Annotated in this window: 1 protein-coding gene; it reads left to right on the top strand. The window is 53.0% G+C overall.

What is annotated here, in order from left to right; genetic code table 11:
- On the top strand, positions 1-946 hold a 946-nt coding region (locus tag EXE45_RS16270; RefSeq protein ID WP_199233658.1), incomplete at both ends, for an NAD(P)-dependent oxidoreductase.

The raw sequence follows: 946 nt of genomic DNA, 5'->3' as shown, positions 1-946 counted from the left end.
ACTGGCTTTCTGGGACTTCACACGTGCCAGTACTTTGCTGATCAGGGCTGGGACGTAACCGCACTCGACCTCAAACCGTTCAACGAAGAAGACGATACAGAAGACATTGAATACATAGAGGCCGATGTGCGTGACGAGGAGAGAGTGTCCGAGGCAATTGAGAAAGCTGACGCGGATGTAATCGTCCACAGTGCGGCGGCACTCCCACTGTGGGACGCCGACGAGATTTGGGAGGTAACGGTTGAGGGGACGCGCTCGGTATTGTGGGCCGCGAAAGAGCACGGCGTTGAACGAGTGGTCTATATTTCGTCCACAGCCGTCTACGGCACTCATGATACGCATCCAATTACCGAGGAATCGCCGTTAGACGGTGTCGGTCCATACGGAGACGCAAAGATCGAAGCCGAAAACATCTGTCGAGACTTCCGTCGGATGGGGATGTGCGTCCCGATTATTCGACCAAAGACGTTCATCGGACCACAGCGGCTTGGCGTGTTTCAGGTCCTGTTCGACTGGATCGAGGGTGGGGCGAACATCCCGATGGTCGGGTGGGGAAACAACAAGTATCAATTACTCCACGTTCACGATCTCGTTCGGGCAATCGAGATGATGTTCACGTTGGACGAGAGCGAGGTGAATGACGAGTTCAATGTGGGTGCGACGGAATACGGAACGATGAAAGAAGACTTCCAAGCCCCGATTGACGAGGCGGGAACAGGGAAGCGAGTTGTCGGAACACCAGCAACGCTGACCCGCTTTGCTCTCCGAGTGTTGAACAAACTCGATCTGTCACCGCTCTATCCGTGGGTATATGAAACAGCTCACGAGGACTCGTACGTCTCCGTCGAAAAGTTGTGCGATATCGGATGGGAACCAGAATACTCCAATCAAAAGGCATTGGTTGATACATATCAATGGTATCTAGAGAATTATGAAGAAAGTGAGG

It is taken from the genome of Halorubrum sp. SP9 (genome assembly GCF_005435015.1).
GTDB classification, from domain to species: domain Archaea; phylum Halobacteriota; class Halobacteria; order Halobacteriales; family Haloferacaceae; genus Halorubrum; species Halorubrum sodomense.
Note: the sequence above shows the minus strand (reverse complement) of the source record. Positions and strands in the feature narration are given on the sequence as shown.